The sequence below is a fragment of the Paenisporosarcina sp. P4_E4_2 genome, assembly GCF_056401595.1.
Genome location: NZ_JBFUJC010000002.1, coordinates 1 through 21,636 on the forward strand (window position 1 = coordinate 1; position 21,636 = coordinate 21,636).

Sequence of the window (21,636 nt, forward strand, 5' to 3'; positions counted from 1 at the left end):
GCTTATTTTAGGCGAGAACATAGGTGTAACGTTTTGGATAGGATCTATCCTAATTCTCACTGGTGTTTTATTCGTTATTAACGAGAAAAATTAGTATTACAAAACCCCTTCAACATTATTTGAAGGGGTTTTGCATGTTAGAAACTAATCTTCCTTATTGGCCTCGTTAGTTGAACAAGAAATGCATTACTCTTTTTGATGTAAAGCATCCGTTAGCTGAACCTGATTATTTACTTCATTTGCTCGATTAAGATGTAAGTGATACATCGCTTGTTGCACTTCTTCTCCACATTCCTCTCTACATACGTTTTCAAAAGTTAATTTTCCACATTCATCTATGACTGAATTACGAATTTAACTTTACTATTTCTTAAATTTCCCATACAAAATGAATAATCTTTTATACTCCGCACATCCTAGTCCTTGTATGAAAAATTATGAATTGTTAGGGAGTGCAATTATGGGAATACTAACTGGAAACCCAAAAGATGAACCATTACATTATGGTGAAGTGTTTGGCCTTTGGACAAATTTAGCAACAAACAATGGATTGATTGCTGCATATCAAACGTTTATTAATCACACTGGTGACGAAGATTTACAAAAACTAATTGAAGAATTGATTTACGCTATGAAAGACGAAAATAAGCAATTAGAAAAGATATTAAAAGTAAATGGCGTCGGGCTTCCTCCTGCACCGCCTGAACGTCCGGAAGCAAGATTAGAGGACATTCCGGTTGGAGCACGATTTAACGATCCTGAAATCAGTGCTGCACTCTCAATGGATTGCGCGGCAGGTTTAGTCGCATGTAGTCAAGCAATGGGTATGTGCATTAGAGAAGATATTGCTTTAATGTATGGCCAGTTCCATTTGGGCAAGGCACAACTAGGAGCAAAGCTATTAAGATTAAACAAAGATAAAGGTTGGCTTGTTCCTCCACCACTACACTTAAACTCTCCAGATAAAGAATAATATTCTTTGGGCAATCAAATTTTGATTGCCCTTTTATGATTGATTCACAATATGTGTCAAAAGCAACATTACACATTCATTCTCTTATTGAACTAAACTGCCCCGTTAGTTGAAGATGGACTCTGTTATTGGAAGTTCCCAATAATCTAATATGGTCCAAGAAATTTGAGGATCCCCATTGCAAGACTTCATTGAACCCACGTATGCCTGGTCAGTTTGTTTACCTTCATCAAAATAATGTTTAATTATTTCTTTTGTAGAGGCCGTAACATTTTGTTGAGAAATGTCTTTGTGGTCTATTGTTGATTTTTTATGAAGGAATAAAAAATTCTGTTCATCATTAAATAGGAATGCAACAGCCATTTGTTTAAGTTTAAAGAGTAACTCTCCCTTTGATTTGTTAATACATCTTAATTCTATTCAAATTATGGATGTTCCTTCTTCAACAATTGAAATCCCCTTCCTCTATTCGGAAAATCAGTTAATAGAATCTTATTCCCTGAAATCAATAATCCGCCATGAAAATAAAAGTTATCCGATATAGAAATTTGTATTGAAAGTAAAGGAAATTCATTTAGTTTTGTCGAAATATTATGATTTAGACAGTGGTCAACAAGGGCTGTGTGGTCCATGAGTGATAAGTTAACCTAACAGTTTGGGGTCTACTAGTGATTTGTGGTCTATAAATGGCCATAATATCAGATCATCTGATGATTCACGAGTGGTTGGTGCTTTATTAATGAAGCAAGAATAATGCATCATTTGTTGCGGAGTGGTCTATTAGTGATGAGATGACTTAGCTTTGGGGTCTACAAGTGGTTTGTGATCAATAAGTGGTCGTAAAATCAAATCCTCTAGTGAATCACGAGTGATTAGTGCTTTATTAAGGAAACAAGAATGATGCATCACTTGTTGGTTCGTACACCATAAGTGATAACTCATATTTGTTCATATTTAGATAACTATTTATCGTGGTGGTCCATCAGTGTTGTATTCTCTACAAGTGGACCATACAGGTAACCCATTGAGGATCTACCGGTGGCTCGTGAATGATTAGTGCTGCACAAGTGATTAATCATTAAAGGTTATGTGGTACATGAATGGTTAAGCAGGGTCTGTTCCTAGATAGAAGTGATATTCTAAAAGAAACATTAATGTAATTCTGTAATGTCCTACAAGTGGCTAGTGATTGAGTGGTGCAGCAAGAGTGATTCATCAGTAGTGCTATGTTGTACATGTCTGTTGTTCCATTTATGGGGCACAGATCATTTGTGGCCCACTAATACTTAAAAAGAAGGCGGTATGTACATGGAGTTGAAAGAGGCAGTTTGGCAAATCAGTGACTTCACAGAAGAAATCCAAAGAAGATACGAAGAAGTAACAGCTGTTAAAGAGTCCGTTCACTACAATACCGTCGATAAATGGTTTAAAGATCTCGAGAACAAAGGGATTCATTATATTCAAAGAGTAGCTGAGAAAAAGGTATACGATGATTTAGATGTAGCCATCGCCATATTCATCATGAAAAAAAGATCTCAAAAGTGGAGTTTAGATGCAATTTCCAATGTCCTTTCAGCTCAAATGGAAGTTCGACCGTTCCCTGACTTACAGAATGAGGAACCACAAGGGCTAAGTGAGGCACAAGTGATGGTGGAAATGGGCCGTAGATTCGATAAAATGCAGAAAGAGTTTGAAGAAAGATTATTTTACGAAATGGATATGAAGAAGAAAGAACTTGAACAACAATTCCTGAACAGGCTACCAACCCCAAAAACCGATCAGGAGATAAGAGCTGAAAAAACTGACCTCATGATTTCATCCGTCCGGAAGAAATACGAAATTGAAGAAAAAGCGATCGCTGAATGGAACAAGTTGCCGATGGAGCAAAAGATGAAAAAAGTGGGCTTTTTCCGTAAGGAAGAAGATATGTTGAAGAGAGACAACTTTATTAGGGAGTTTGTTAAAGACTACTTTGAAATTGGATACAAAAAATAGAATGGGGATTGAACATGTCAAAGTTAAAAGATAGAACTGCCAGCAAAGTATATATATCATATTCATGGAGTTCAGGTGAACATATAGATCGTGTTGTGAATTTAGCTAATTTCTTAAGGAGAGACGGGATAGATGTCGTCTTTGATAGATGGGAAGTAAAAGAAGGACAAAACTTTACTGAATTCATGAATCGGTGTGTGGATGATGTTTCGATTAACAAGGTATTAGTTATATGTGATAAGGAATACGCTCGAAAAGCCAATGCCCTCAATTTAAAGGGAGGCGTTGGCTATGAAACAAGTATTATTTCGAGTTCTATTCTTAATAATGCTCAAAAGGGTAGATTCATCCCAATAGTCTTCGAAAAAAGCACGATGGGTGAAGCTTTTTTGCCTACATATTTTGGAATGACAAAATACATAGATATGACTCCCGAAAACTTTGTAAACGGGTATAACCTACTACTTGAAAACTTATATAGAAATGAGGATTCWGAAAGAATGTTTTACCATGTTATTATTCAATTTAAAGAAAAATTAATGCTCAATAATTTAAAGAGATTTGAGTATGATCACGAGTCAGAAGAAGAAATAATTAATGACATCCTTGTTCCATATGTTTCAGATTCAAAATTCTTATTCGATGGGGCTTTATTGAAACCAAATGACATTGAAAAAGTAGAGATTAGAAGAACCCATCATCCTATAAGAGAAGTTATTAGCAGTGTTGAAAAGGATAATGTTTATCTTAATCAACTCTCTAAAGAAGTTGTTGTTCAGAGTGAAATGTATACTAAGGACATAACAAAAAGTATTTTTGCTAAAGTAATAAAATCTACTATTAATCCTACTAATCAATCAGATAAGCTCAGTATAAGAGCAATAGATGGTTCTGGTACTGATATAAACAACTCCATTAGAAGAGGAATAGAAACAGAAACTACTGACCGTACAAAAGTGTTTATTGTTCATGGTCATGATACTGCCGCAAAAACAGAAGTTGCACGTTTTGTAGAAAAACTAGGTTATACAGCAATTATTTTGCATGAACAAGCTAGTAATAGCGATACCATTATTGAGAAAATAGAGAGATATTCAAACGTTGGATTTGCAATAGTGTTATATACACCATGCGATGTAGGTGGTAAGAAGGAATTGGAGCCGAGACTTCTTTCTAGAGCTAGACAAAACGTATTATTTGAACATGGTTATCTTATGGCCAAAATCGGAAGAAAAAATGTGTGCGCTCTTGTAAAAGATGATGTTGAAAAACCAAATGATATCTCAGGAATAGTCTATGTGACAATGGATCAAAACGATGGCTGGAAATTAGGAGTGGTTAAGGAAATGGTTGGGTCAGGATATAATATTGACTACAATAAGCTTAATTACTAAAACCTAACAAATAATATTAATCGGTCTACCTATGTTGGAAAAAGCTAAAAGTAAATTAATATTGAATTAAAGTCAGTAATAAAACCAGGATGTGTAGTTTACGACACGGCCTGGTTTTTTGTGATTTAGAACATTTCTCGAATTGTATACAAATCTACATGTATATTTGTATATTAATATACATGTAGATTAGGTTACATGTATATGAAAGTATAAAACGTATAAATACTAAGTAAATTCAGAGGGTTTTGCAGTTAAAGATTGTAATCATGAAACAACAGTGTTATTTTTAAATTATTAGTTATCTCCATTTGTCTACAAGTCTACAATTACATAAAACATAATTTACTAATTTCATTATCTAAGGGAGGCATTTTCATGCACTCATCAGCACAAGTGATCACATTTGGAAATTTTAAAGGCGGGACAGGTAAAACCACCAATAGTACGATGATTGCTTATTGTCTAGCAAATTTGGGTTACAGAGTGTTATTAAGTGACCAGGATCCTCAAGCTAACGCTACTAGTCTTTTTCTACGCACAAAGGCACTGATCGAAGACGACATCGTATCATATGAAAAAACGTTAATGTCAGCTATTCAAGATGAAGATTTGAGCAGCATTGTAACTAAAGTCAAAGAAAACCTGTATCTTCTTCCAAGTTTCAGTGACTTTGCTCAATATCCGAAACTATTAGAAAAAAAATTCCCTGATGAAATTGATCGAGTCCAGTTTTTCTCTAAATTGCTGAAGCCTTTAAAGGGGGACTATGATTTTATATTCATAGATGTTCCTCCTACTATTTCTATCATTACCGATTCTGCTTTGTATGCTTCTGATTTCGTCGTCGTGGTATTACAGACTCAAGAAAGAAGCCTTCAAGGCGCAGAAGGCTTTACAGCCTATCTTCAAACGCTGATTGACGACTATGATGCTGATTTAGATATCCTGGGTATTCTTCCGGTCCTATGGAAGAATGGTGCAGCTGTCGACATTCAAACATTGGATACGGCCAAAGAGATTTTTGGCGATCATAATATCTTTTCAAATGTAGTAAAACAGATGGAAAGATTGAAACGATTTGATATGACGGGGATCACTGAAAATGATATGCATGACAAAAATGTCATCGAAAGCTATACAAAGGTTGCGATGGAATTTGTTCAACGATTGGATGCAGCCGTTAATCCATCGAATTCACCAAGCACGATTGGAGAGGTTGTAGATGTCTGATCTGCTTAGAAAGAAGCAACCTGGTAAGATTCAAAGAAGCCAAACAGTCGTTCCGAAGAATACATTTGATATCAAGGCAGTCGAAACTACCGTGGAACCGGAAAAAACTCCGGAACCTACACCGAAAAAAACAGTCAATTCCAATGTGGTTTCCGAAAAGTCGACAACGGTTCGAGTAAACATGAGTACCAAAAACAAGCTCAATGCTTTGGTGACATTGGGCATTGCTTCAACGGTTGATGATGTCACCGATCTCCTGATCAACGACTATATCGCAAATATATTAACAAAAGATGAGAGAAAACAATTCGAGATTATCTTCGAACTCTATAAGAGCAAATCGAAATAATACCCAAAAAGATGAGAGAGCCCAGGCTAACTCATCTTTTTTCAATACTGTAGACTCATCTACATGTAGATTTGTAGATGAGTCTACATGTAGATTTGTAGATATGTAATTTAATCTACATGTATTTTTGTAGATTGGTCTACATGTAGATTTGTAGATTCATCTACAAATTAAGAATTTCACAAATTAACACTCTAAAAAGGTTATTACCTATTATCTTGATAAAACGACTCAAATCCTTATATGTCAACAATTCCTGGGTATTAAATTCCGACATTAATCACATTAAAGTGCATACATGTAGATTGGTCTACATGTAGATTTGTAGATTAATATACATGTAGATTTGTAGATTAATATACATGTATATGTGGTTACATGTAGATTTGTAAATTTGTAGATGGATATACAAGTAGATTTGTAGACCCGTCTACCGTATTGGAAATGCCCGTAAACCCTTATTGTATAAGGGTTTTTGTTCTTCTATACTTTGTTACTAATTGAGAGATTTTACTAGATTCTCAAAAACGTTAYAAAGATAGGAGATGCGTAATGGGCAATTTATCAGCACTGTTTAATTTGATACTTCATGAAGGATTGATGGAATACAAAAAAATTGGTTCACGCGCATCCCTATCAAGACAGATTGCCTTAAAAAGACAAGATACCCAAAATAAAAACGGTATAGTGTTTGTAACACGTTCAAAAGAAGATTTGCTTTCCCCACACGGAGTGAAGGGATACATCATTTCCTCCAAGGAATCGGTTGTGGAAGATTGCAACTTGCTATCCCACTGGACACCGAATGTGTTCAATTACGGTACATATACGAATCAACGACGAAATTACATAAAAGGGCATGTTGAAACAAATTTACAACAAATCAATACGTTTGTTGTCGATATTGATTCCAAAAAGCAAGCTTATACAGAAATTTTAACGGCTGCACTCGATCACAGCGTCGGTTCCCCAACCTTAATTTTGGAAACCCCAAAAGGATTTCAGGTTTATTTTGTGTTGGACAAGCCTTTGTTCATTTCGAATAAACATGATTTTCGTGGTCTTAAAGTGGCCAAAAGGATTTCAGAGAATATTAAACGTAGCTTAGCGAAGGTTTTACAGGGAGTCGATCTCTCGTGTAACGACTTTGGCTTTTTCCGTGTGCCAAAAGAAGAAAATATTCGTTGGTTTTCAAAAGAAATGACCTTTGATTTTGGCCATTTAATTGAATGGTCCAGAAGACAAGACGACAATCACGGACGCGGTTTATTTGTGGTGCATGAAAATCAATCGGCTCACGACGTTACACAAGAAGCCTGGTTCCAGGAATTACTGCATGCAAAAAATGTAAAAGGCCAACAAGGACAAATCGGCCGTGATAACTTGTTGTTTACGTTGGCTTTAGCTTGTTACAGTGCTGGAAAAGAAGAGGACGAAACGTATAACTTGCTAGATGAAGCGAATTCTTCATTGCATGCTCCACTAAAGCACTCGGAAGTAAGGAAAATCATGAAAAGTGCGTATCGAGGACGTTTCAAAGGGGCTCATTCCTCCTATATTCAGCAACTACTGGAAGAGTGGGGGAGTGGGAAAGAGATCGTTATTCAATCCAACCCGAATGGATGGCACAAATTCAAGAAGGCTAGGAAAGATCGATCTCGAAGTCATTACGAAGAGTGGGAAAGCGATATTTTAACGTATATCAGTACACATGCAAATGTCGATCAACCCATTAAGTGGGGAACACAAAAAGAAATCTGCGAAGAAATTGGCATCCCACGCAGTACATTCCATGAAGTCGTGAAACAATCAACCAAAATCATGATGAAAACAGAAGGAAGAGGGTGCAAAGCAAAAACGGGACTAACGTCTGTTGCTGTGCTTCTTCAGTGTGCACTTTCATTCACCCAAGCCCATCGGGCAATGTACTACGAAGCCGTTCAATTAATGATGAGTGAACGAGAGAATTCAGAGTCCATTCATTCATTGGAAGATACGGTAAAAACAGTCCAACATGCCGTCAGACCAAGGATTCCAGATCTATTTACAATCAATTCATCTTAATTGTCCAGTCTGCCATTACATATCTGTATACGTATCCTGTTTTGGTTTTGCATCCTTTGTTTCCTGTATCTATCCATCATCTTTTTTCTTTGCAAACAAAAAAACACAACCACTAGAAGTCGTGTTTTCAGGTTACTCGTTTTCAGTTGGTGTTTTTTCAAGTTGATAGGCAGCGAACTTATCAAAGATACGGTCCATCTGTTGGGATTTGAAGTCATCTGCAAATGCGCGGATAAAGACTTCGTTTGGATTGATGTCGAGGACATTGCAGTAATGAATGATCCATCCAATGCTTAGATTAGCTTTGCCGTTTTCGGCTAATGAAATCCGGGCTGCGTGTTGATCACTATTTTTTTCAATTTGCTGAAGGGTTAACTTTTTTTCTTTTCGAATCTCTTTTAGGGCTTTGCCTATTTTTTGATAAATATCGATTTCATTTTCAGTCATAGTGGAAAATCCTTTCAAAAAATCATTATGCATCTGGTGAATGTAGGTGGTATACTGGACGTAAATTTTTATTTATATATCAAAAAATCTCTACAAACTTGGTTATTGGACAGTTTGGCGACCAGCAATAATCAAGTATATCGGTAGAGAAATTCCAAGGAAAATTCATGTAATTGATGTAGTAAGTATAGCATTCGAATGGAGGATTGTGAACCTCTATTCATCCGTTATCTTTGCCACGAAGACATCAAAAATGAATGAATGTACCTTCTTTGGAGTTTCTGGTGTATGAACTAAACTCAAAGGGGGATTTTTTACATGACCAAGAAGTTTCGTGTGCAAGAAGAAGTAGGGGAACGTTTTTATCGTTTACCCAAAATCTTTTTCACCAGTGAACACTATAAAAAGATGAGTAATGATGCGAAAATTGCCTTTGCATTGCTGCAAGATCGATTAGAATTGTCCATTCGTAATCAGTGGTTTGATGAAGATGGATATATCTATTTTTTATTTGGAAATGAGCAATTAAGCGAGATTTTGAATTGCAGCAAGCCGACCGTGATTAAAATCAAAAAGGAACTGCAAAAGGCTGAGTTGCTTGAAGAAAAACGAATGGGTTTATCGCAATCAAATCGTCTTTATTTATTGAAACCACAGGTGACGAATGAGGATGTATTGGAATTACAAGAGAAGAATGAAAATTCGTCATCCTTAGAGCCCCAACAGAAGTTAAAAAATTTAACTTCAAGAAATCAAAATTCTTTACTTCAAGAAGTTAAAAATTTTAACACTAATGATACTGACCTTAGTGATACTGACTTTAAAGAGACTGAATATAAGATCTATCAAGACATTGGACAATTGGAGATTCCGGTTGTTATCAAAGATGTGCTGAAAAAGCATCAAAAGAGATTGATAGATGACCATATTCAGATACAAGATATAGCGAATCATTATTTAGGCCATGCATCCATCTTGAGCGATTATCAATATGCAGATGCGTTAAACTATTCCCTTGAACGGACACCTGGCAAGATTAAAAGCATTCAAGCGAGGCTCACGAAAGCTGTAGAGGACAAGAAGCAATGGTTGTGTGACCAGGAACAAAAAGGTGGGTTCGAGAGAAAAGAAGAGAACGTGCCAGATTGGTTTGAAAAACATCGGGAAAGGCGTCAAAATCCAGATGCTGTCGAAGAGGATGAAGGGTTATCTCCGGAATTGGAAGTTAAACGAGATGAGTTACTAGCGTGGTTGAGAAGGTAATGCTTCTCAACCTTTTTTTATTTATAAATTAAATTATTTAACCCATATTTTGTATTCTCTTGAATTAAGAACCCTTGAAATCAAAGTAATACTTGAACTTACTACCTAAATAGAAAAGGATATAGTACCCATGTAAAATATGGTTATTTAACTTGCCTTTATTGTGGCAACTTGATAAAGTGGGAATAATACAAGATTTAGGAGGTGGAGGAAATGTTTGAAAGAATTCAAGGTTTTTTAGATACGTTGTTTAGCGACATGCAAGCGACGTTTATTACCATCTTTGCGATCGGGCTGTTGATTTGCGCCATTGGGGTCTGGGCTGGAGATGAACAATCTTCCCCAAAATTCAAGAACGGCATTAAGTTATGTGTAGTTGGCGTTGTTTTGTTTTTACTTGCTCGTCCCGTCATCGATTATGTTCAAACGAATCTCTAACCTAGAAAGATGTGATAGCTATGCGTTCCGAAGGTTACTTTGAACGACAAGAACGATTGCGCTCTTCTGGAAAAGTCGAATTGCCTCTGAATATCGACACCAAGAAATACTTATACGGCAATATTTCCTTTCAAGATGTATTTGTCTTATCCCCGTTTGTGGTTTTGGGCATCATTATTTCTTACCTGCTGTACAAAATGGGACATCTTGATCAAAAGATGATGTTGATTGCATTTGCACCGACATTACTGGTCGCCGTTTTTCAACTCAACAAACATCCAGTTCGAAAAAACCTGTCACTCCTCCAATACAAAGTAATGTGGAAACTACAAGCAAAATGGCGAAAGAAAGAGTTTTATTATGCGAAAGGGGACTTACCGATGAGTCGTAGCAATGGCGATACACGTACCGAACTTGGATTGATGAACATTGCGAACGGCTGCATTGAATCGTCGAATCGCACGTTAATCAAAGTGTTGGAAATATCTTCGGTCAATTTATCGTTGATGAATGAAGCCTCCAAGGAACGAGTGCTCGAAGCCTATCAAGCGTTTTTGAATGACTCAGGTGAAAAACAAATTCAAATCATGCAAGTGGCGCAACCGATTAATTTAACGAATTACTTGATGTGGTTCAATGACCAATTGGGGACGGATTCATCTTACGCGAAACGCGTGTTGAAAGAAGGCTACATGAGTCAAATTGAGCGCATTCAGAAATCCAAAAACATGGTAACGCGAAAACGCTATCTGGTGATTTCTAAACCGATGACCAGCCCGGAAAAGGATTACATGAAGATGGATATGACCGCAAACATCTTGAAGTCGAAACTTGAAATGATGTTGAGTGGGTATGAAAAGCTCGACGTGAAGGTATTGAACAACGATGAGTTGCTGAAGTTTTACTATGCCTGTATCGATTTTGAAAATGCACAAGCCCAAGGCGAGAACATCATCAGCAAAACGAACGCTAGTGCCGACGTGATCATCGGGAAAAACACAGCGAAAGAATTGTTGAACTACTACAAGAATCAAATGAACGAGCGTTTTGAATAAGGAGGTGACGAGACGATGAATTGGTTTACACAACTACTACGCCCAAACAAAAAAGAAGAAGCGAGTTTTGAAGATACAGTCAGAGGCATGAATCAATCACTCCTCACCGTCTTGGCACCAGATAACATCACGGAATACGATTCGTACGTCCGTGTGGGGGCTAACTACACCCGTTCACTGTTGATTGTCGATTACGATCCGGTGCAAGACCAAAATAAAATCCAACAAGTCACGGAAATTCCAGAAAACGTGTCCATCATCAATTATGTACAGGAATACCATACGGGCGAAGTGCGTTCGCAGCTCGTCAAAAGCATCAAACAAAACCGCATGAAGATGAATACACGTTTTGCGGACGAAAATACCATCATCGAATCGCAAGGGCAGATTGACAGTGCATCAGAGATGCTGAAGAATCTCGCGTATCGAAACGATAAAATCTTCTTATTCCACACCCTGATTCACTTAGTGGCGAGTTCCATCGAGGAGCTCGATCAATTGACCACGACCGTGAAAAGCAAATTCTCCAAAATTGGGATTATCCATAACCCAACGGATCGAGCTATTGACGCCTTCCGTTCCTTCCTGCCCCTGAATGAAAACAAAGTGGATGAGCTGACCTACAAGATGAGCAATTCCGAAGCCATTTCCTATTTCTTTCCGTTTCATGAAAATGAAATGTTCTCTCAGACCGGCTTAATTAAAGGTCGCAACATGACGACCGGAAATGTCGTGATTGTCGATGACACCACCTTATTAAATCGACATGAGTTTGTTATCGGGATTTCCGGAATCGGAAAATCGACGTATCTGTTCGCCAACATGACAAACAAGCACATGCTCGGGCGCAAAATTATTACCGTGGATCCGAAAGGTGAATTCGGACGTTCTTATGCCGATTTGGGTGGGGCTTGGGTGAAATTCCAATTAAAAGGCGGCAATCGCATCAATCCACTGGACCTTCCGAAAGTCAGTGAAAAAGTCATTGTTGAGGAAACGGAATTTGGCAATATCCTATTAACGAAGATTTCGAATCTATTAGTCATGTTCCGCCTCATGTATAACGGCATGACCGATTTACAGGAAGAGATATTAAGTAGCTATATTCAAAAAGTCTATGCTGAAAAAGGGATTACGGATTCGACCAACACCAGTTCATTGACGGCTATCGATTATCCGACTTTACAAGATTTATATGAACTCATTGAAAAAGATCAAAAAGACGATCCGTATTTATTTGAAACGATCCGTGATTTCCATACAACGCTCAAAACCTATGTCACGGGGATGTACTCGGAACTCTTTAACGGCCACACCAACATCAGCATCGATAATGACCTGGTGTGTTACGACTTAAAAGAGATGAGCAATAATGAAAAAATTCAACGTATTCTCTTTTATAACATTCTCTCGCATACGACGTACGAGATTATGAGTGGTGACAGAGAACCGAGTGAAATCTTCATTGATGAAGCGCATGTCATCGCAGACCCGAAGGTACCGAAAGCCATGGAATTTATCTATTTCATGATGAAAGTGCTGCGATCTTTCAACTGTGGCATTACCACAGCTTCTCAGTCGGTAGAAGATTTTTTGTCCGCGCGTGATGAGAACCGAAACTACGGAAAAGCGATTATCACACAATCGGTCCAGCGTTTGTACTTGCCGATGAGTGAAGAAGAATTAAAGTTCCTGGAAGAAGAACTCGGCAATACCTTCTCCAAAGGCGAACGAGAAACGCTCATCTTAAAAGACGGCAAGAAAAAAGAACAGGCAGGAAAAGGAATCTTCTACACCGGTTCCAAAAAAATCAAACTGGAAGTGCAGTTGAATGACGTGACCGAAATGTTGTGGTTTGAGCAAAAGAGCATTAACGACATCACGATTTAAGGAGAAGGGGTGAGGAGATGAACGCAAAGGAAACCGCCAAGACCTTTGGCCACATGCTTCTCGTGAAGGTTTTCTTCAATCCTATCGGATTGGTGATTCTCGGCACCGCGATTCTCCTGTTGGTTCTCCCTATGTTTATGGCCATGAACGGCAAAGACAAAGGATTTGATTTGGAAAACCCGGACCAAAACGTACAAGCCCTTTCAGATGCTTCAGGAGGCACGTATTGTGCGGTGAATGGAGAAATCAATGAAGAACGCTGGGAAGCGAAATTAAGCACGGCAGGCGTCTTTTCAGGCAAAGGAGACCTCTTCCTGCAGATTGCGAATGACAATGGAATTGACCCGGTGCTGATGGCGGCGATTGCGCTGCATGAAACAACGAATGGCACGTCGAATGCGGTGATCACGAAAAATAACCCGGGTGGTTTGATGGGGACGGATGGATTGATGAACTTTGCGACGCTGGAAGAAGGATTGATGGCGATGGGGCAAACACTCCACAACCGCATCATACAAGACGGGAAAGTCACCATTGTCGATCTCGGAAGTGTCTATGCACCGATTGGTGCTGAAAATGACCCGACGAATCTCAATGCGCATTGGGTACCGACCATTACGTCAATTGTCAGTTCACTTGGCGGGTTGACGATGAATTGTACCGTCCTGACGGGAGATTTCGCAGCGCCCATTCCGAATGTGAAAGTGAATTCCAATTACGGGGTGCGTATTCATCCAGTGACCGGTGAAATCAGTAACCATGAAGGCGTTGATTTTGCGTGCAGCAGTCCGGAGCCGATTTATGCCGCGAAGGAAGGAAAAGTCGTGTATGCGGAATTTTCAAGTAGTTATCCGACCAACACGTACGGCAACATCGTCGTCATCCAACATGTCAACAATCTTTTTACCGCCTATGCGCATTTGAGTCGCATTGGGGTGGAAGTGGGGCAAGAAGTGCGACAGCTAGAAGTGATCGGACAATGTGGCTCAACGGGACGTTCGACCGGTGACCATCTGCATTTTGAAATTCATTCGGACCAGATGTTCGGAACAAGACTCAATCCCATGTTGTATTTAGCATCCGATGAACCTGTCTAACAGGAGGGAGAACTTATGCAAAATCGTTTGAAACTCGTACAGCTCTTACTGATGTTTCTTGTAGTGGCTTTAGTTATCGTAGCATTTAACTTATTTGCGACCAATCAAGATTTAAAACAAAAAAATGCGGATTTGTCGAAGAATGTCGAAAATTATAAGGCTTCTGAAAACGAGGAAAAAGACGTGTTCACACTAACCGAACAGTTTTTAACGGATACCCTGCAAGGCGGCTCAATTGATTACTTTACGAAACGTTATCGCAACGAAGTGGAACAAACGCTCGCAGAGAATGAAACGTCGCAAGATGTGGACGTCAGTAAAATGAAAGATCTTGAGATTTATAACATTTCCGTTCGCAAGCAAGACGACATGTACAAAGTATATGCCATCTACAAAGTGACCTTAACAGGGATTGACGATGAGTTTGTGAATCCTGGGGATCAACCCGTCTTAATCCTTACATCTACCATCACATGGATGAATGAACATGGAGAACTGAAGGTGGATGCCCACGATTTGGAACCTCTCGTTTCTGGGGAACAGGTAATTCAAGAGATTTCTTCTTAAACCGGACATAAAAGGATGTGAACAGAAATGGCCATCTTACAAAAAATGATGATTTTGCAGCGAACCGTCCATAAATGGGTGGAACAGACGATCGATCGATTGGCGAAAAAGCAATTGGATCAAGCCCGCCGCCACTACGAATTGGAATACAACCAACCACTCAGTGAGCAAGAAGAAATCGAAATTAAAAAAGGCGTGGTGTTGAGAGTCGCTTTCTTCGTGTGCATGCCACTACTGGTCTTGTTGATGACACTCATGAACGGAGGTGTCAGATGATGAAGCAACTTTTGTTGTGTTTAGGAATCTTGGTGTTATCCATGATGTTTATGAATGATGTAAAGGCTGCGGAAGGCGAATTTATGGAAGATACATTAAATAGTTATGAAAATACAGAAGGAATAACTACGGAACAAGTTAACCGTGCTGAATTCTATATGGAAAATGTATTGTATTTAAATAAGTACGATTATGAAACAAATCATTTTGACTGCAAGTGGTATGAAATTACATGCCAAACTAATAGTTTTTTATTTACTGCAGTCAGTGGTTTTGTATTTGGATCGATTGATGGATTCGGGAAATTTCAAATGGATTCATCTTTTATAACTGGRAATGCAACATATGAGGGATACATGTTAAATTTCAAATCATTAGCGTGGACGATGGCAGCTATTTTCCTTCTTTGGCAGACTGTGAAAATTATAATTTTGTACTCAGCTAATGGTGAGGAAGGAATGAACACGCTATATGAAAAAGTAGTGGCAGTCGTGACAGGATCGATTTTGCTAGGCATATACGGTGAGCTTTTCAACTGGATATTGGAATTGACGCAAATACTGACTGAGACCTTGTTGAAAAACCCAGCGACACATTATAACGTGATGCAGGTGTTGGCAGTGAACTCAGTAGGATATGGAATAATCCTGATGGTGGTCATTTCGGCTATTTTGTTTGTTTTTTTCATCTCTCTCTTGTATCGAACGGTGTTGTTCGTGGTTTTATACATTTCAGGTGTTATGGCCATTCCGACGATCGTGAATGATCAATACAATTTCTTTAGTCTCTGGCTGAAAATCGTCGTGAGTAATGTATTAACGTTAACGCTACAATTGTTGTGTTTTGTTTTAGGGGTAAAAACCCTAATTAACTTACAAAGTGGCAACCTTTTGATAGGGATGATATTTTTCATTGTAGGACTGTCGATTCCCACATTGCTAAGCCAATTTGGTGCATCAACGGGGTCTGCAAGAGCTATGGGATCTACAGTAAAATATGTAGCTAGATATGCAAAAAGATAAGGGGGTAATAATCAATGAAAAAGGTAATCATCAATATTTTTTCAGTCATTCTATTACTAATCTTAACGGGATGTAATCAAGACGATAAGCCAAAGGATGTTAGTGACGAAAAAGCGAAATCCGTGTTTAACCTAAAAGATACAGAGAAGGCCATGAAGATGATAAAGGATTTAGAGGGAAATCTCATATCTTGGGAAAGTGAAACAAATAAGGCGATCTCTAAGGGAGAAATTGGTGTTGGAGATAATGAAATATTAGTCCAAAAAGCGAATGAAAAGAGTGGAGAACTTGTTATAAAGCCTTTTCTTGAAAAATATCCGCATAGTTTAATTGAAAATAGAGGAGATTTGAAAGTGACGTTTAATCCATTAAGCTCTGAAGATTGCTCGTTTGGTAATTGTAACTATGACGCTATTGAAGCTCCAGTGTTACAAGTAAATGAAGAAAAATGGGAAACATATCACTCAGATGAATTTAATATCACCGAATTAGTGTTTACAGATATAAAAATTTCATATCCAAGTAAAGAAGAAAGTGAATCAACTTCTATTAGCTTTGTAAAAGATGATTCTGGAAATTTATATTTTTCTTTTAACCCAATCGTTAATTCTCTTAATTTTGACTTGAAAGAAATAGACAAGGAATTTTCTTCAATAAAAACCAACATTCCCGAAGATGAAGTAAAGGCAGCGCAAGATGAGTTTAAACAGGAAGTAAAAGAGCTGCTATCCAATTACGCTGAACTTCAATAACCTAGGTAACGGGGAAATGAAAGGAATGAAAAGAGATGGTTATTCGAACGATTGCGAATAGGGTCGGAACATTTGAAGTTGAAGGGAATACCATTTCCTATTTACAACCACTTTCGACGTTTAATACACAGGAAATGAACGAAATCCAGAACTGGTATAAAGAAAAAATGCAAACACTGCAGCATACTTCATCTTTTCTACCGGCAAAAGACATTACCTTTCAATCTGGCCAAGTTTGTTATACGTTTGATGTGACCGGTCTTCAATCATTTAATGTATTAAAGACCATGTACTTGGAGGATAAACTGCCCTATTATCTTTCGTTAATTCAATTGGCGAAAGAAAAACAAGTCCAGGTCTTATGGGAGACCGAGAACCTGGTCATTGATCATGAGGAAGTAAGTGTGAAAGCACTCGTCATTGAACATAAAGCTTTTGATATTGAAAACACGAGGTCTCGAATTAATGCAGTAAAAGAATTGATTATTATCTCGCTGACGAACTTGCAGCATGTATACGGTCGTCCTAAACGTAGTGATTTTTTTGAGCAGAATGAAGAAGTAATCCAATTTGCTGAAATGATTTATTTACGATTAGACTCGCTGGATCATATGGCATCTTACATTCAATCGTTGTACGATGAGGTACAGGTGCGAAAACAACAAGAACAAGATGAACTTGCGGAAGTAGATAAAAAACGCTTTTCCATTCCTAAATTAATTCCGATTCAACTTCTTCCGCAAAAATCGAAGAAGCATTCTCATATACGTCCAGATTCAATTGTTGCTAGGAAAGTGAATAATCCGTTAAATAAGAAAGAGAACAACATTCGTTTTCTAGTTGGAACCGCCCTTATTTTAGTAGGAGCCCTTTTGTTGAACATCATCTTAACGAACGCTACGAAAAACGCTGAAAAGCCAGAAGAAGGACAAACCAGCTCACAGCAAGAAGCCAAAGACATAGAGCAAGTGTATGTGGATGGACTGCTAGGAGATACCGATGGTGTTATGAAGGCTTTGGAATCAAGGGAGTATGAAAGTCTAAATAAAGATGAGACGGAGTTGTTGCATCAACTCTGGATGAAACATGGGGCTTATGAAAAATATCTGGCAAAAGATGAGGATGCGGTCAGTCAACTCACGGAGCACATGACGAAGCAAAATCAACCAGATCAATTGGATCGTTTGGAAGAAATTTTGAAGGTCGGCAATCCACATGTTGAGTTTGCAAAAGGTGTGCTTGCAAAGGAGTGGGACCAAGTCCTGGCTAATAAAGATTTAGTCGAGTTGACAGATGAACGAAAAACCCACATTGTGACTGCCTATCTTCAGACAGGGGACATTAAAGGAGCAAAGTCATTTGTTGCTGAAAAAGCACCTAAGAACGATGGATTGATGAATCTGGTATTGATGGCCGAGAAAACCCAAGTAGAGATGGCAGCCTTAGAAGAAGAAAAAGCACTACTTCAAAAAACAATTGATGAGAGTCAAGATTTGAATAAAGTCTCAGAAGCCATGCTAAAAATGGATGTAGTTAAAAGTAATTTGGATGAATTAAAAAAGAGTAATGGACTGTGAGGTGTATAGAGATTGCAAACAAAACGTATTGGGAAACTAGGACGTATTTTATTGCCCAAAGATATTTTAGATCGATTTCAATTAAAAGATGGCGATATGATTGATATTTCCTATAATGATACACAAATAATAATTGAGCCACATCGCCAATCCTATGTGTGTGCGATTACAGGTAAGATTTCAACTGAAGCCGTTAAAATTGGCGAGGCATGGATTAGTAAAGATGGAATCAAGAAGTTAATTCAATATATGGATCAGTAAAAGCCTGAAATCGAATCAGGCTTTTTTCTTTTTTTTACGGAGATTCTTCTCTCAAGAAGCGATTTAATGGAACAAGAAAGGTATTTTTGGAATGGTACAGAAATAGTTATTACTCTAAGGGTTATTTAAGTTTATTCAGAAGGTTAGTAGTGGAAGAAAATACGAAGGATTTAGCGAATGAAAAGTAAAGGAGGAATGTAATTGAAACGTATTCTTTTAATCGTACTAGCTATACTGGGAGTGTTGATAGCGTTGTACTTTTTATCATCAGTTTCAATGTAATTTTAGAATTAGGGGCTATCGAGTGCGAAGCTACAAAAAGAATTAATGCCTTTTACATAAGAAGGCAGCTTGTTTTATTGACTTAAAGCCCCCTGTACTTCCCAATCCGGTTGTTATGTCAACTGATTATAGTTGTTGTCTCAAAGTGGATATTAAATTACCTTTATTTTATAATTATGGTGGGGCCGCCACTTAGTGTGTAACTAAGGAGGTGTTAACTTGAACATTTCTATTTCTCTTAAAGAACTGAAAGAATTAACCCTAATATTTTCAATTGACATGAAGTATCTTCTTCTTTTAGTGGGTTTAATGTATATATAAATTATCGTTATTTTGGTATTTCTAAAAAATAATACATATTAATGCGGCCCCTTACTCTTTAGAGTAAGGGGCCGCATTAATAAATTATAATATAATTCGTTAAATATAGACCGTCTAGAGACGCTCTCTGAGGTGGATTGTATGTTGTAAGTTTTAAAAGTGAAATTATTAATTACAATAGGTTGTGGCTTTACCGGAATGTCTTGAATATTGCTATTAAAAAATGATCTAACCTAGGTTTTTAGGCACTTAGATGGTTGGTTATCTTACTTAACTTAGTTTCTGAACTATAACATTCCCAACTCTGAGCATTTGTTTACTATCAAAGATCTCATCAAATTCTAATTTTTTTACTCCATACTGAATAATGAGTTCTTTTTCTAATAAGCCATCTCTGGACCACTGTACATTTTTTATTGTTTGAAAACGGAACTTCTGTTGGAAATCAAGGTTTTTGTTAACAAACCACACTCTTTTGTTTGTTACAATCAAATACCCCTTAATTTCTGTTTTAGATGATTTATCAAATTCACACGAGATAAATGTTAAGCCTTGTTCATCCTTTTCAAATACTTTAGTCACGAGACCTTGGAAGAATTGTTTGTTTGACTGTACAGCATGAAATTCATAATTTGTATAATCCATTCCATTAACATCAACTACTTTTGAAAGAAGCTCAAGCACTTCCTTCTTTTCTTGTTGTTGTCTTAACTCTTTTTGTTTCTCCAACAGAATAGCCTTTTGCTTAGCTTCCATTTGTTTTAACTCTCTTTGCTTTTCAAGTTCCACAGCTTTTTGTTGCGCTTTTTTCTTTCTCATTTCCTTTTCTTGTTCTACCTTTAATCTATAACTTGAAACCCTTTGTTCAATTTGTTTGGGATCTTGTTTTTTGGTCAAAAGTTTAACAATAACATCTTCAACTTTWAAACAAACACTTCGATAAATACCCATTTCTTCACCTACCCTATGCAATCGTCATTTTTTTAGCCACATAAAACCGACGTCCTAGCCACGCTAGAAACATCAATCCAATACCAGTTCCAGTTTGGGCATTTTGTTTTCGTTCAATTTCCTCATACTCAAGCGCACCAATCTCATAGTGATGATTAAAAATTACTTTTGAATCGATATATTCTTGTGGAATTGAAAGTTTTTCTCCTTTTAAACCCATGTTGTAAGCTATCTTCTCGATTTTCAAGACATCTTTATTGGATTCAAAACCTTCTTGGTACCACGTAATATACTTTCTGTTTTCAAGTTTTGGTTTCTTATATTCAAGCATTGTGAAGGCAGCCAGATAACCTTTATCCAAATAAGATTGTTTTAAGTCTTGTTGGCCCTTAGCGAACCCCTTTTGATATGCCGTTAGATAATTTGGCTTCTCATTTTTCGGTTCGTTAGATTTATCATTTTTTCCATCTTTATAACCTAATATGTTCAATTCAGCTTCTCTTTTTTTGTTTCTTTCAGTTACTGCTTTATTAAATCCAGCCGTGAAAGAGTTAGATAACGATTTATTATTTGCGTATTTTGTAGGTATTTCAACTTTGTCTTGTTTTTGTCCTAATGAATATCCGGCTTGGTCAGCCTGTTTTTTTTCCGTTGCTATCTTAGACTTACCCACATCAAACCCTTTGGAATAACCAGATGAATAACCAGATAAATATGCTTCGGATCCTTTTGAAGATGCTGATTTTTCTTTTTCTTCATATCCATTTTTTAAACCAGCAGCATAACCGTCTTTTTCACCCTTAGCAGCATCTTGTTCTGCTATAACTTTGGCTTTTTCTGCTTCAATTTGCGCTATTTGTGCTGCACTACCCCTGATTTTAGAAGTATCGTAATCACCTGGAGCTTCACATGGAATTCCATCATCAACAGTATTTCCCCAACCATCTAATTTTTCAGGATCGTTAGTTTTTGAATATCCTTTGGCATTCCAGTAATTGACTACCTCATCATATGTTGCAAAATCTGAACAATCCTTGTCCCCTGATTGATTGGAAGAGGGGGTGGTATTAGCTGATGAGCTACCACTTGAAGAAGTATCTCCCCCGCCATTATGAGAGTGATAACCCGTACATAATCCTTTTGCCTTCGACTTCTCAGAACAATTGTGCCCACCACTACTATCCGTTCTCCCAGAATGAGCCTCAGCCATCTCATTAAATGGAATGAACAACAATAATGCCATCAATATTAAAATTTTCTTCATAATAACCCCATATTCTATAGTGTAATAGATTCAAAGACTATTTTACTATATTTTTACATATGTTGTCTTTATTGGTTTTAAATAAAATTCTTCAGTCCATTTTTCTAGGTAGAGATAACCATCATTATCAATACTTATAAAGCTATACAATCTGTATTAATATGG

General features: G+C 37.5%; 20 protein-coding genes and 1 pseudogene. 18 read left to right on the forward strand and 3 right to left on the reverse strand.

Annotated elements, in window-relative coordinates; genetic code table 11:
- The 7 genes and pseudogenes from AC1DSB_RS01005 to AC1DSB_RS01035 all read left to right on the forward strand — a co-directional run.
- A pseudogene (locus AC1DSB_RS01005) lies at positions 1 to 94 on the forward strand (EamA family transporter); the annotation flags it as partial.
- A 366-nt stretch (positions 95 to 460) separates the two neighbouring features.
- On the forward strand, positions 461 to 973 hold the full coding sequence (locus AC1DSB_RS01010) for a DUF3231 family protein (RefSeq protein WP_477585458.1): 513 nt from the start codon (positions 461 to 463) through the stop codon (positions 971 to 973).
- A gap of 1,308 nt (positions 974 to 2,281) precedes the next feature.
- Entirely contained in the window at positions 2,282 to 2,968 is a 687-nt protein-coding gene (locus tag AC1DSB_RS01015; protein WP_477585460.1) for a hypothetical protein, read from the forward strand.
- A gap of 14 nt (positions 2,969 to 2,982) precedes the next feature.
- Positions 2,983 to 4,362, forward strand: coding sequence for a TIR domain-containing protein (locus AC1DSB_RS01020; RefSeq protein ID WP_477585462.1), 1,380 nt, complete (start codon positions 2,983 to 2,985; stop codon positions 4,360 to 4,362).
- Between the two features lie 378 nt (positions 4,363 to 4,740).
- Entirely contained in the window at positions 4,741 to 5,595 is an 855-nt protein-coding gene (locus tag AC1DSB_RS01025; protein ID WP_477533115.1) for a ParA family protein, read from the forward strand.
- A complete protein-coding gene (locus AC1DSB_RS01030; RefSeq protein WP_477533116.1) occupies positions 5,588 to 5,944 on the forward strand; it encodes a DUF5388 domain-containing protein in 357 nt (118 codons plus the stop codon). The genes AC1DSB_RS01025 and AC1DSB_RS01030 overlap by 8 nt, the downstream gene beginning before the upstream one ends.
- 552 nt (positions 5,945 to 6,496) lie before the next feature.
- Positions 6,497 to 8,008, forward strand: coding sequence for a primase C-terminal domain-containing protein (locus tag AC1DSB_RS01035; RefSeq protein ID WP_477585464.1), 1,512 nt, complete (start codon positions 6,497 to 6,499; stop codon positions 8,006 to 8,008).
- Positions 8,009 to 8,140: 132 nt separating this feature from the next.
- Here AC1DSB_RS01035 and AC1DSB_RS01040 read toward each other — a convergent pair whose 3' ends face one another.
- Positions 8,141 to 8,455, reverse strand: a complete 315-nt coding sequence (locus tag AC1DSB_RS01040; RefSeq protein WP_477533413.1) for a helix-turn-helix domain-containing protein — start codon at positions 8,453 to 8,455, stop codon at positions 8,141 to 8,143.
- Between the two features lie 318 nt (positions 8,456 to 8,773).
- Here AC1DSB_RS01040 and AC1DSB_RS01045 point away from each other — a divergent pair, with 318 nt between their 5' ends.
- The 11 genes from AC1DSB_RS01045 to AC1DSB_RS01095 all read left to right on the forward strand — a co-directional run bounded on the left by AC1DSB_RS01045 (position 8,774) and on the right by AC1DSB_RS01095 (position 18,653).
- On the forward strand, positions 8,774 to 9,718 hold the full coding sequence (locus AC1DSB_RS01045) for a replication initiator protein A (RefSeq protein WP_477585466.1): 945 nt from the start codon (positions 8,774 to 8,776) through the stop codon (positions 9,716 to 9,718).
- A gap of 213 nt (positions 9,719 to 9,931) precedes the next feature.
- A complete protein-coding gene (locus tag AC1DSB_RS01050; RefSeq protein ID WP_477532800.1) occupies positions 9,932 to 10,156 on the forward strand; it encodes a hypothetical protein in 225 nt (74 codons plus the stop codon).
- 20 nt (positions 10,157 to 10,176) lie between these two features.
- On the forward strand, positions 10,177 to 11,211 hold the full coding sequence (locus AC1DSB_RS01055) for a TrsD (protein WP_477532799.1): 1,035 nt from the start codon (positions 10,177 to 10,179) through the stop codon (positions 11,209 to 11,211).
- A 15-nt stretch (positions 11,212 to 11,226) separates the two neighbouring features.
- Positions 11,227 to 13,101 carry a VirB4 family type IV secretion system protein gene (locus AC1DSB_RS01060; protein WP_477532798.1) on the forward strand — a complete coding sequence of 625 codons (1,875 nt, stop codon included), beginning with the start codon at positions 11,227 to 11,229 and terminating at the stop codon, positions 13,099 to 13,101.
- Positions 13,102 to 13,118: 17 nt separating this feature from the next.
- A complete protein-coding gene (locus AC1DSB_RS01065; RefSeq protein ID WP_477532797.1) occupies positions 13,119 to 14,198 on the forward strand; it encodes a M23 family metallopeptidase in 1,080 nt (359 codons plus the stop codon).
- 15 nt (positions 14,199 to 14,213) lie between these two features.
- Entirely contained in the window at positions 14,214 to 14,765 is a 552-nt protein-coding gene (locus AC1DSB_RS01070) for a hypothetical protein (protein WP_477585468.1), read from the forward strand.
- 27 nt (positions 14,766 to 14,792) lie between these two features.
- The gene (locus AC1DSB_RS01075) at positions 14,793 to 15,041 is read left to right on the forward strand and encodes a hypothetical protein (protein WP_477532795.1); all 249 of its coding nucleotides are present in this window, start codon (positions 14,793 to 14,795) and stop codon (positions 15,039 to 15,041) included.
- On the forward strand, positions 15,038 to 16,063 hold the full coding sequence (locus tag AC1DSB_RS01080; protein WP_477585470.1) for a conjugal transfer protein TrbL family protein: 1,026 nt from the start codon (positions 15,038 to 15,040) through the stop codon (positions 16,061 to 16,063). The genes AC1DSB_RS01075 and AC1DSB_RS01080 overlap by 4 nt, the downstream gene beginning before the upstream one ends.
- A 14-nt stretch (positions 16,064 to 16,077) precedes the next feature.
- Positions 16,078 to 16,815, forward strand: coding sequence for a hypothetical protein (locus AC1DSB_RS01085; protein WP_477585472.1), 738 nt, complete (start codon positions 16,078 to 16,080; stop codon positions 16,813 to 16,815).
- Between the two features lie 35 nt (positions 16,816 to 16,850).
- On the forward strand, positions 16,851 to 18,392 hold the full coding sequence (locus AC1DSB_RS01090) for a hypothetical protein (RefSeq protein ID WP_477585474.1): 1,542 nt from the start codon (positions 16,851 to 16,853) through the stop codon (positions 18,390 to 18,392).
- 12 nt (positions 18,393 to 18,404) lie between these two features.
- Positions 18,405 to 18,653, forward strand: a complete 249-nt coding sequence (locus AC1DSB_RS01095) for an AbrB/MazE/SpoVT family DNA-binding domain-containing protein (protein WP_477585476.1) — start codon at positions 18,405 to 18,407, stop codon at positions 18,651 to 18,653.
- Positions 18,654 to 19,526: 873 nt separating this feature from the next.
- Here the strand turns inward: AC1DSB_RS01095 and AC1DSB_RS01100 are convergent.
- Together AC1DSB_RS01100 and AC1DSB_RS01105 are read right to left on the reverse strand one after the other, a co-directional pair.
- A complete protein-coding gene (locus AC1DSB_RS01100) occupies positions 19,527 to 20,207 on the reverse strand; it encodes a cell envelope integrity TolA family protein (RefSeq protein WP_477585478.1) in 681 nt (226 codons plus the stop codon).
- A gap of 13 nt (positions 20,208 to 20,220) precedes the next feature.
- Complete coding sequence (locus tag AC1DSB_RS01105; protein ID WP_477533173.1) at positions 20,221 to 21,471, reverse strand: YHYH domain-containing protein; 1,251 nt, start codon at positions 21,469 to 21,471, stop codon at positions 20,221 to 20,223.
- Between the last annotated feature and the right edge of the window lie 165 nt (positions 21,472 to 21,636).

What these genes read in the sequence shown, in the direction of transcription:
- AC1DSB_RS01010 (WP_477585458.1), top strand. Translation starts at nt 461, where the DNA reads ATGGGAATACTAACTGGAAACCCAAAAGATGAACCATTACATTATGGT.
- AC1DSB_RS01015 (WP_477585460.1), top strand. Translation starts at nt 2,282, where the DNA reads ATGGAGTTGAAAGAGGCAGTTTGGCAAATCAGTGACTTCACAGAAGAA.
- AC1DSB_RS01025 (WP_477533115.1), top strand. Translation starts at nt 4,741, where the DNA reads ATGCACTCATCAGCACAAGTGATCACATTTGGAAATTTTAAAGGCGGG.
- AC1DSB_RS01030 (WP_477533116.1), top strand. Translation starts at nt 5,588, where the DNA reads ATGTCTGATCTGCTTAGAAAGAAGCAACCTGGTAAGATTCAAAGAAGC.
- AC1DSB_RS01035 (WP_477585464.1), top strand. Translation starts at nt 6,497, where the DNA reads ATGGGCAATTTATCAGCACTGTTTAATTTGATACTTCATGAAGGATTG.
- AC1DSB_RS01040 (WP_477533413.1), bottom strand. Translation starts at nt 8,455, where the DNA reads ATGACTGAAAATGAAATCGATATTTATCAAAAAATAGGCAAAGCCCTA.
- AC1DSB_RS01045 (WP_477585466.1), top strand. Translation starts at nt 8,774, where the DNA reads ATGACCAAGAAGTTTCGTGTGCAAGAAGAAGTAGGGGAACGTTTTTAT.
- AC1DSB_RS01050 (WP_477532800.1), top strand. Translation starts at nt 9,932, where the DNA reads ATGTTTGAAAGAATTCAAGGTTTTTTAGATACGTTGTTTAGCGACATG.
- AC1DSB_RS01055 (WP_477532799.1), top strand. Translation starts at nt 10,177, where the DNA reads ATGCGTTCCGAAGGTTACTTTGAACGACAAGAACGATTGCGCTCTTCT.
- AC1DSB_RS01060 (WP_477532798.1), top strand. Translation starts at nt 11,227, where the DNA reads ATGAATTGGTTTACACAACTACTACGCCCAAACAAAAAAGAAGAAGCG.
- AC1DSB_RS01065 (WP_477532797.1), top strand. Translation starts at nt 13,119, where the DNA reads ATGAACGCAAAGGAAACCGCCAAGACCTTTGGCCACATGCTTCTCGTG.
- AC1DSB_RS01070 (WP_477585468.1), top strand. Translation starts at nt 14,214, where the DNA reads ATGCAAAATCGTTTGAAACTCGTACAGCTCTTACTGATGTTTCTTGTA.
- AC1DSB_RS01075 (WP_477532795.1), top strand. Translation starts at nt 14,793, where the DNA reads ATGGCCATCTTACAAAAAATGATGATTTTGCAGCGAACCGTCCATAAA.
- AC1DSB_RS01085 (WP_477585472.1), top strand. Translation starts at nt 16,078, where the DNA reads ATGAAAAAGGTAATCATCAATATTTTTTCAGTCATTCTATTACTAATC.
- AC1DSB_RS01090 (WP_477585474.1), top strand. Translation starts at nt 16,851, where the DNA reads ATGGTTATTCGAACGATTGCGAATAGGGTCGGAACATTTGAAGTTGAA.
- AC1DSB_RS01105 (WP_477533173.1), bottom strand. Translation starts at nt 21,471, where the DNA reads ATGAAGAAAATTTTAATATTGATGGCATTATTGTTGTTCATTCCATTT.